The organism is Thermoleptolyngbya sp. C42_A2020_037, from assembly GCF_015272455.1.
GTDB lineage: Bacteria > Cyanobacteriota > Cyanobacteriia > Elainellales > Elainellaceae > Thermoleptolyngbya.
Genome location: NZ_JACYLP010000010.1, coordinates 1 through 8265, shown reverse-complemented (window position 1 = coordinate 8265; position 8265 = coordinate 1). Strand labels below are relative to the sequence as shown.

The window sequence follows — 8265 nt, the reverse complement described above, 5'->3', positions numbered from 1 at the left end:
CTCCCCAATCTAAAATCCCCAATCCCCAATCGAAAATTTCAAACAGGGCAACTGCGCCTAACGCTGCTTTGCGCTCATGCCCTGGATTTTGGGTCGCAAATATTAGTGGAAAGTCTGGAATGAAAAGTCTGGAACTATCGGCCTAGCCAGTCAGATAAAACTGGAAACTGAAACAGATTGACCACCGACTGCCATGCTGGGCCTGCGCCCTGGAGCCAAAGGGCAATCGCAAATCCCAGCAGCGGCAGCAGCGCATAATAGGTCAGTCCGCGCCAAAACCAGCGGTCGAGCGATCGCCCCTGAACGCGCAGCAGCAGCGCCAGCCCCACCAGCAGCGCCGCCGCCGCCAAATGAACGATCAGCACCAACTCCAGACTGAGAAACCAGGCAAAAAAGCCCGCCCAGCCCGGTGCAAACAGATTGAAAAAAACGTAGAGCGCTCCCAGCAGCAGCGCCAGTGGGCCAAGCCAGGTAAGATAAAAAAAGTAACTTTGGCGACGATTAGGGCGATCGCCACTTGCTTCTGACCTGCTCCTTTGCCGCATCTTATCCTACTTCGTGCTAAACCATTGCCTCTCTAGCAGACGAAATTCAATCTGCAAAAGTTTCTCCTATTGCGTCAGGAAACTTGCGATGCGGTCTACAGCGGTTTCCAAAATAGCGGGATCGTGAACCAAGGCAAAGCGGACATAGCCCTCGCCGGATTTGCCAAAGCCTGCACCGGGGGAAACGGCAACGCCTGTGGCTTCGACCAACTGAGCGCAAAAATCGATGGAGCGATCGCCCCAGGGTTGCGGCAGCTTTGCCCAAACGTACATGGCGGTGTGGGGAATGGGCACAGCCCAGCCGATGCGGTGCAGGGCGCGAAGGAACACATCGCGCCGCTGCCGGAAGGTGTCTACCACAGTTTGCACGGTGTCTTGCGGGCCCGTCAGCGCAGCGATCGCCCCATTCAAGATGCCGCGATATTGGTTGAAATCCACCGCTGCTTTTACCTGCCGCAGCGCCAAAATTAGCTCCGCGTTGCCAATCGCATAGCCCACGCGAAAGCCGCCCATATTATAGGACTTAGACATCGTGAAAAACTCGATAGAGCAGTGCTTTTGCGGGTCGGCTTGCAGCACCGAGGGCGGCGGCGTGGCGCTAAAGTGCAAATCTGCATAGGGAAAATCGTGAACCAGCACCAGGTCATGCCGCTGGCAAAACTTGACCGCCTGCTGGAAAAACGAGAGCGGAGCGATCGCCGCTGTGGGGTTATGCGGATAGCTCAGCACCATCATCCGCGCCTGCGCCAGCACGGGCGGAGGCACATCGTCAAACACGGGCAGGAATCCATTTTCTGCCCGCAGCGGCATGGGATAAATCTGCCCGCCCGCCAGATACACGCCACCCGCATGGGACGGATAGCCCGGATCGAGCAGTAGGGCAAAATCGCCCGGATTTAGCACTGCCAGCGGCAAATGCGCCGTGCCTTCCTGAGAACCGACCAGCGGCAGCACCTCTGTTTCAGGATCAACCGCCACGCCAAACTTTTGCGTATACCACTGGGCGGCGGCTTCTCGAAACGCCCGCGTGCCGTGAAACAGCAGATAACCGTGGGTGCTAGGGTCGGGTAGCGATTGGGCGATCGCCTCCAGCACATGGGGCGGCGTAGGCAAATCTGACGATCCCAGCGACAGGTCAATGACCTCACGCCCCAGCGCCCGGGCCCGCGCCTTGGCCCGATCCATATCGGCAAAGACATTGCTACGCAGCGGCTGGAGGCGATTAGCGAATTGCATTTTGGGCCTGAGGGAAAAAGGGGTTTGGGGTGTTGAAGTAGCGGATGCTGAGATTTGACATCATGCCACATTGCCATCCCGCTCTCAAAAAATTGGGTGAGGACAGCAACCCTATCCCCACCCTAACGCACCGAGCGCAACCTCAAACGCAACTTCAAGCGCTAAATTTTCACACCCGTTTTCAGGCGACTTTTCAGGCAACGATTCTCAGGAAAACCTCCAGGTTTCTAACCCTGACGCAGCACCATAGCCTGCGGTTCCCGCTACAGCGTTTTTGAAGCTAGTGAGGCACACGGATGGTCAATAAGCCCTTGCCTCGTGAGGGCAGCATGTGCCTCACGAGGCAAGAAAATGCTGTATAGCAATTCTTCTCAGTTAAAAAGCCGCTCCGAACCGCTCTCTAGAAAGCCTCCTTCAAGGGAAACTTCGAGATGTCCACCTAGTTTTGTACAATCGTCAGGCGGAAGGGATGGCGGCTGCCCTGATCCAGATCGCCGACGAATACCGAGTAGTTGCCGCGCTCCCAGGCTCCTGATGCCTCGATTACGCCGTTAGAAAAGTTGGTGGCGCGGGCGCAGCCCTTGACGCTGCCATCGGCTCCCAGAATCAGCAGCGTGGGTCGGCCGCCGCCCTCAACGCGAAACCGCAGTGAGGTAAAGGCTTCGGTGACGCGCACGGTCTGCACGGGGCGATCGCCCACAAAGCCGCAACTGCTGGCCTGCGACCCGCCAGAGGTGCCGCTAATCACCTGCTCTCCTTGCAGCGGCGTGGTGACCTGGGCCATTGCCGCTAGCGACATCGCCAGCACGCCCAGCGCGGCCGTGGGCACAATTTGCCAGTTGATATGAAATCCACTCTTTTGAAAAGCTGTTTTACGTGCCATGTTCCGATTTACTCCCCATACGCTCAGCGAGAGGGGCGATCGCCACTGAACTGATTTCGGGATTGATTTCGGGCCACCCTGCTTCCGGGCTTTCTTCCAAACCCGTCCGAAATCCTTTGTTCTCCGCCAAAAGCTCACTCTGAGAGTTGATAACAATCCGAGCTTCGGCGATACCCGTAACCAGCGCGATCCCAACCCATCCGATGATCTGATCGTGTCATTTATCTTTGAAGACTAGCCAAATCCTATGACAGTTCCTCAAGTGCCCGGTAGGATAGGCCACTTCTTCAACTGACCCATGCAAATAACTGATCTGGCAATCGGAAGTGTTCTGGCAATCGGGAATGTGAAGCTGAATGGCTCAACTTGCTTAAAACAGGAAATAGCGCTGGGCCATTGGCAATACGGTGGCAGGCTCGCAGGTCAGCAGTTCTCCATCGGCGCGGACTTCGTAGGTTTCGGGATCGACCTCAATGCGCGGCGTATAGTCATTCAGCTTCAGATCTTTTTTGGTCACCTGGCGAATATTCGTCACAGGTAGCACCTCGCGCTGGAGCTTTAGCCTTTCGGGGATGCCGTTTTGCACGCCAGCCTTGGACAGAAAGGTAAAGGATGTGTTGGCGATCGCCCCCCCATAGCTAGCAAACATCGGCCGCATGTGGATCGGCTGCGGCGTGGGAATGCTGGCGTTGGCATCGCCCATCTGCGCCCAGGCAATTAGCCCGCCTTTCAACACGAGTTCCGGCTTCACGCCAAAGAAAGCGGGTCGCCACAGGCAGAGGTCGGCAATCTTACCCACTTCGACGGAGCCGACGTAATCAGCAATGCCGTGAACAATCGCCGGATTAATCGTGTACTTGGCCACGTAGCGCTTGGCGCGGAAGTTGTCGTTGCGCTCAGAGTCCGGCGACAGCGGACCCCGCTGCACCTTCATTTTGTGCCCCGTTTGCCAGGTGCGGGTGATCACTTCGCCGATGCGGCCCATGGCCTGCGAGTCGGACGAGATAATGCTAAAAGCGCCCAGGTCGTGCAGGATGTCTTCAGCGGCGATGGTTTCCCGGCGGATGCGCGACTCGGCGAAGGCCACATCTTCGGGAATACCGCGATCGAGGTGGTGGCACACCATCAGCATATCGAGGTGTTCCTCCAGCGTGTTCACTGTGTAGGGGCGTGTGGGATTCGTAGAAGACGGCAGCACGTTCAGTTCGCCGCAGACCCGGATAATATCTGGCGCGTGACCGCCGCCTGCGCCCTCGGTGTGGTAGGTGTGGATGCAGCGTCCCTTGAAGGCGGCGAGGGTGTCTTCTACAAAGCCTGCTTCATTCAGCGTGTCAGTATGAATCGCCACCTGCACGTCATATTGCTCTGCCACATCCAGGCAGGTGTCGATGGCTGCGGGGGTTGTCCCCCAGTCTTCGTGCAGCTTTAGCCCGATCGCCCCCGCGTCAATTTGTTCCCGCAGTCCTTCGGGTTTGGCGGCGTTACCTTTGCCCAAAAAGCCCAGGTTCATAGGAAAGGCTTCTGCCGCTTCCAGCATTCGATAAATGTTCCACGGGCCGGGTGTGCAGGTGGTGGCATTGGTGCCCGATGCCGGGCCCGTGCCGCCGCCGATCATGGTGGTAATGCCAGAGGCGATCGCCACGTCGATTTGCTGTGGACAGATAAAGTGAATGTGCGTATCAATGCCGCCTGCCGTCAGGATCATGCCCTCTCCAGCGATCGCCTCTGTAGAAGGGCCAATCACAATCGTCACATTGTCCTGAATGTAGGGATTGCCCGCCTTGCCAATGCCGACGATGCGCCCGTCCTTGATGCCCACATCGGCTTTGACAATGCCCCACCAGTCCAAGATCAGCGCGTTGGTAATCACCGCATCCACTGCGCCGCCTTCGCGGGAAATGGGTGATTGCCCCATGCCGTCGCGGATCACCTTGCCGCCGCCAAACTTCACCTCATCGCCGTAGGTGGTAAAGTCTTGCTCAACTTCGATAATCAGTTCGGTATCGGCCAGACGGACGCGATCGCCCACGGTTGGGCCAAAGGTTTCCGCATAGGCGCGGCGATCCATGCGATAGCTCATAGCTGGAGTTTGGGGGTCAGGGGTCAAGGGGTGGCGTTGCTGCATAAAAGAGGAAGGGCAGCAAAATCAACCCTCTTCTTTTAACTCGCAGAATGTAGCACGGGGCGTAGCCAAACAGACCAATTGGCGGCAAAAGTTAAGCTTTTTAACAGCGATCGCCCCAGGAATCCGTACTCCCGTACTATTGAGTCAGTCTTTGGCGGTACGAACAATCCCTCCACCCCCCAACGCCCCCTTATCGCTCCCCATCATGGACACTCCCAGCATCCTCTCTCATGTTTCCCTGGGCACGAACCAGTTCGAGCGGGCTGTCGCTTTCTATGACCAAGTGCTACCAACGCTGGGCTGCCGCAAGATAGAGGAATTTCCTGGCGCTGCGGCCTATGGCAAGCTGTTTCCCGAATTTTGGATTCAGACCCCGTTTAACGAGCAGCCCGCGTCTACAGGCAACGGGGTGCATGTCGCCTTCATCGCGGCAAGCAAGGAGGCAGTTCATGCTTTCTATGAGGCGGCGATCGCCGCAGGGGGCACGTCCGACGGAGAACCTGGCCCCCGCCCACACTACAGCCCTGCCTACTATGGCTGCTTTGTCCGCGATTTGGACGGGCACAAGATTGAAGCGACGTTTTGGGATGCCGCGTTGGAGTAAAAGCGGCAATTTACTGACCTTTGAGGTGATAAACCTGCTGGCTTTACGGACTTTTTAGCCAGTTTTTAGCCAGTTTAGGGGCCATGCGGTTTTACCGTTTACTGCGTGGCTTTATGGATTTACTCCGTTCAAAATAATTTAGGGAAACATTGCTCAAACCAGCAATCGAGATTTTCCCTAAAGATTTTGCTGTGCATTCGTTGATTTTTATGCTGCTGCTTCAGCGAAATTACGAATGCCTTACCGCCTAGCAGAAGGTTCATCTCTCCAATTAATAGAAACTACTTCTGTAAAAACCCAAGTAAATCTCGAATCACCATCGCCCCCTCGATACTCAACCTCAAGTCACCCGTAACAACACGTATTTTCACTACTCCAAATAGCTTTGATAAAGCTGCTTATCCGTAAATCTCGCGATATAGGAAATCCTAACAGGCTGGGTATCCTAAATGTAGGGCGGCGTTTGCAACTTGTTATACAGAAAGCTCGCAGAAAGCTCGATGAACAATTCCAGTTTCATTTAATCGGTATTTGAGAGAAGGGCGATCGCCGCCCATTACTTTCAAGTCCGTTTACGCTGCCACATCTGAGGCTCAGCAAGCTAGAACAGATCTTGCTGGTGTAAACAAGTCTGGGAATATCTCGGCTTTACCAAGTTGGATGCAATCGATTTTTAGTCGCAACTTCCCATTTCCTGAAACGCTGCTTGAGTGAGTCTGCTAGGAGCTGTTCTTATTAGGGCAGTCTAACAAAAAGCTCAAGGAAAAAACTCAAGCAAAAACTCAAGCAAAAACTCAAGAATCTAGCCTCTTCAAAGTCATGTGCAGTCGCATGGATATCGCAGGAACTTCTCTTCTCCTGGTGGACTCAGCGGTCGAAAACGTCCAGCAACTTCTTCAAAACACCAGCAAACACATTCAAGTTGCAGTCGTTGACCGTACTCAAAATGGGGTCGAAACCCTCATTCAGTGGCTACAGCAGTTCCCCCACCTCCAACAGGTTCATGTCCTGGCCCACGGCGCACCCGGTCGCATCTTTTTGGGAAATACCCAACTCAGCCAGGACACTCTCCACTCCTACCGTGAAGCCCTGCGCCATATCCGTCAGCGCCGAAAAATCTCCCAATCTCCTCTAGACCTGTTGCTTTACAGTTGCAACGTGGCTGCGGGTGAAGTGGGCACCGCCTTTGTCGAAACCCTCCACCACCTCACGGGGGCTAACATCGCCGCATCCTCGGTTCCCGTGGGCAATGCAGACCTCGGCGGCACCTGGCATCTCGACATCCAGACGGGCGCTTTCCCCATCGCCCTGCCCTTTGCGACGGCGGCTGCCCACCGCTATCCAGGTCTTCTGGCTCCTGTAAGTATCAGCGGCATCATCGCCAACTACGTAGACCTCCCGGACAACGCCAGCACCTACACTGCCAACGAAGTCGGCAACCCTGACGGCGATGCCACTGCCAACGAACTCTACACCTACAACTTTCCAGTCGGCACCAACAACAATCTCGTCATTTCTGGCTTCACCGCTGCATCATCCACCTACAACCTAGCCCAGCTTGTCGATCAGGTCAGGCTCCGGCGTATTCCCAATTCCAGTGTCTCCAACCCCGAAGGGCGTCAGGTCTTCTGGTACGAAGTACAAAACCTGAATTCAACTGGCAACGTCCTCAACCTGAGGCCATCGCGAATCAACACGATGGAGCAGGCGCTCCTGGGCAATGTGATCAATCGAGGGGTTGATAACGTTTTTGCTAATCAGGGCGACAACAACATCAACAACATCGAACGAATCGATTTCATCGCCAGCGGTGGCCTCACGGCTCCCACCGCCGCCAACCTCAACGACATCGGCTTCCTTTTGCTAGAGCGAGGCGGCAACGACCCACTGACGATTGCCGCAATTACAGCCGTAGATGCTAGCGGCAATCCAACTGCCTACGGCCCCTTACAGGTTGTGCCCGCAGGGGCCTGGGGGGCTTCAGGCTTCAACCTAGCCACTGCCGTGTTGAATGACATGGGGGCAGGAGGCAACCCCCGCTTCAGTTCCAATATTGGTGCTCAAAATATTGGCGGAGTCTTCCTGAGCTATTCGGCCCTGGGTATTGGCGCAGGGCAAACCTTCTTTGGCTACTCCGTTTTCCCCAATGATGTGGGTACGGACTTAGTGAACTTGACGGATGCAGCCCTGAACAGTTCTAGTGCCTCAGGACAAGGGGGTCTGGATCTGGTGGCAGGCGGCGGCATCTTTGTGAGGAGTGGTAGCAATTTGGCTCCTACGCTCAACCTCGACCCCTTCAATATCACGGGTGGCCCGAACGATTTCAACTTTCAGGCAACTTTCACAGGCAGTGCGATCGCCATCACAGCGCCGAATGCCTCCGGCTTCGACCCCAATAACAACGGCGCAGATATCGAAACACTCACCATCTCTGTCAACGCCCCCAATGGCAACAACGAAGTCCTCTCCATTGGCGGCACGCCTTTTATCCTAGGTACTGCCAACAGTGGAACCGTGACAATTGGCTCCACGACCTTCGCAGTCAGCGTTTCCATTTCTGGCACAACGGCCACCCTCACAATTACTCGCAATGGCGGCGGCGATCTTTCCAACGCAGCAGTGAGCGCCCTGCTGCAATCCCTCCAGTACAACAACACGGCTTCGTCCCCCAACCCCTCACCCCGTGTTTTCTCCTTCATTGCCAACGACGGCACGCTAAATAGCAACACTGTCACCTCTACGATCGGTATCAACGTTCCTTCCGTTAATAATCCACCCATCGATGGCAACGAAACCCTCAGTGTTGCCGAAGACAATCCCCTGAGTGGCAACCTGCTGAGCAATGCCAATGACCCAGATGGCGACCCGCTCA

Annotated in this window: 6 protein-coding genes; 2 read left to right on the top strand and 4 right to left on the bottom strand. The window is 55.6% G+C overall.

What is annotated here, in order from left to right:
• Nucleotides 1-134: 134 nt before the first annotated feature.
• The 4 genes from IGS16_RS02670 to ureC form a co-directional block, all read right to left on the bottom strand.
• Nucleotides 135-545, bottom strand: a complete 411-nt coding sequence (locus tag IGS16_RS02670; RefSeq protein WP_297083123.1) for a hypothetical protein — start codon at nt 543-545, stop codon at nt 135-137.
• 66 nt (nt 546-611) lie between these two features.
• A complete protein-coding gene (locus tag IGS16_RS02665) occupies nt 612-1781 on the bottom strand; it encodes an LL-diaminopimelate aminotransferase (RefSeq protein ID WP_297083121.1) in 1170 nt (389 codons plus the stop codon).
• A 439-nt stretch (nt 1782-2220) separates the two neighbouring features.
• Nucleotides 2221-2664 carry a hypothetical protein gene (locus IGS16_RS02660; protein ID WP_068507696.1) on the bottom strand — a complete coding sequence of 148 codons (444 nt, stop codon included), beginning with the start codon at nt 2662-2664 and terminating at the stop codon, nt 2221-2223.
• Between the two features lie 370 nt (nt 2665-3034).
• The gene (gene ureC / locus IGS16_RS02655; RefSeq protein WP_297083119.1) at nt 3035-4744 is read right to left on the bottom strand and encodes an urease subunit alpha; all 1710 of its coding nucleotides are present in this window, start codon (nt 4742-4744) and stop codon (nt 3035-3037) included.
• A 250-nt stretch (nt 4745-4994) separates the two neighbouring features.
• On the opposite strand from ureC, the gene IGS16_RS02650 reads away from it, so the two are divergent.
• Nucleotides 4995-5393, top strand: coding sequence for a VOC family protein (locus IGS16_RS02650; RefSeq protein WP_297083117.1), 399 nt, complete (start codon nt 4995-4997; stop codon nt 5391-5393).
• A gap of 831 nt (nt 5394-6224) precedes the next feature.
• A partial coding sequence (locus IGS16_RS02645; RefSeq protein WP_297083115.1) for a DUF4347 domain-containing protein occupies nt 6225-8265 on the top strand: 2041 nt, incomplete at its 3' end.

Excerpts from the sequence above, each read along its gene's own strand:
- IGS16_RS02650 (WP_297083117.1), top strand. The coding sequence starts at position 4,995 with ATGGACACTCCCAGCATCCTCTCTCATGTTTCCCTGGGCACGAACCAG.
- ureC (WP_297083119.1), bottom strand. The coding sequence starts at position 4,744 with ATGAGCTATCGCATGGATCGCCGCGCCTATGCGGAAACCTTTGGCCCA.
- IGS16_RS02665 (WP_297083121.1), bottom strand. The coding sequence starts at position 1,781 with ATGCAATTCGCTAATCGCCTCCAGCCGCTGCGTAGCAATGTCTTTGCC.
- IGS16_RS02660 (WP_068507696.1), bottom strand. The coding sequence starts at position 2,664 with ATGGCACGTAAAACAGCTTTTCAAAAGAGTGGATTTCATATCAACTGG.
- IGS16_RS02670 (WP_297083123.1), bottom strand. The coding sequence starts at position 545 with ATGCGGCAAAGGAGCAGGTCAGAAGCAAGTGGCGATCGCCCTAATCGT.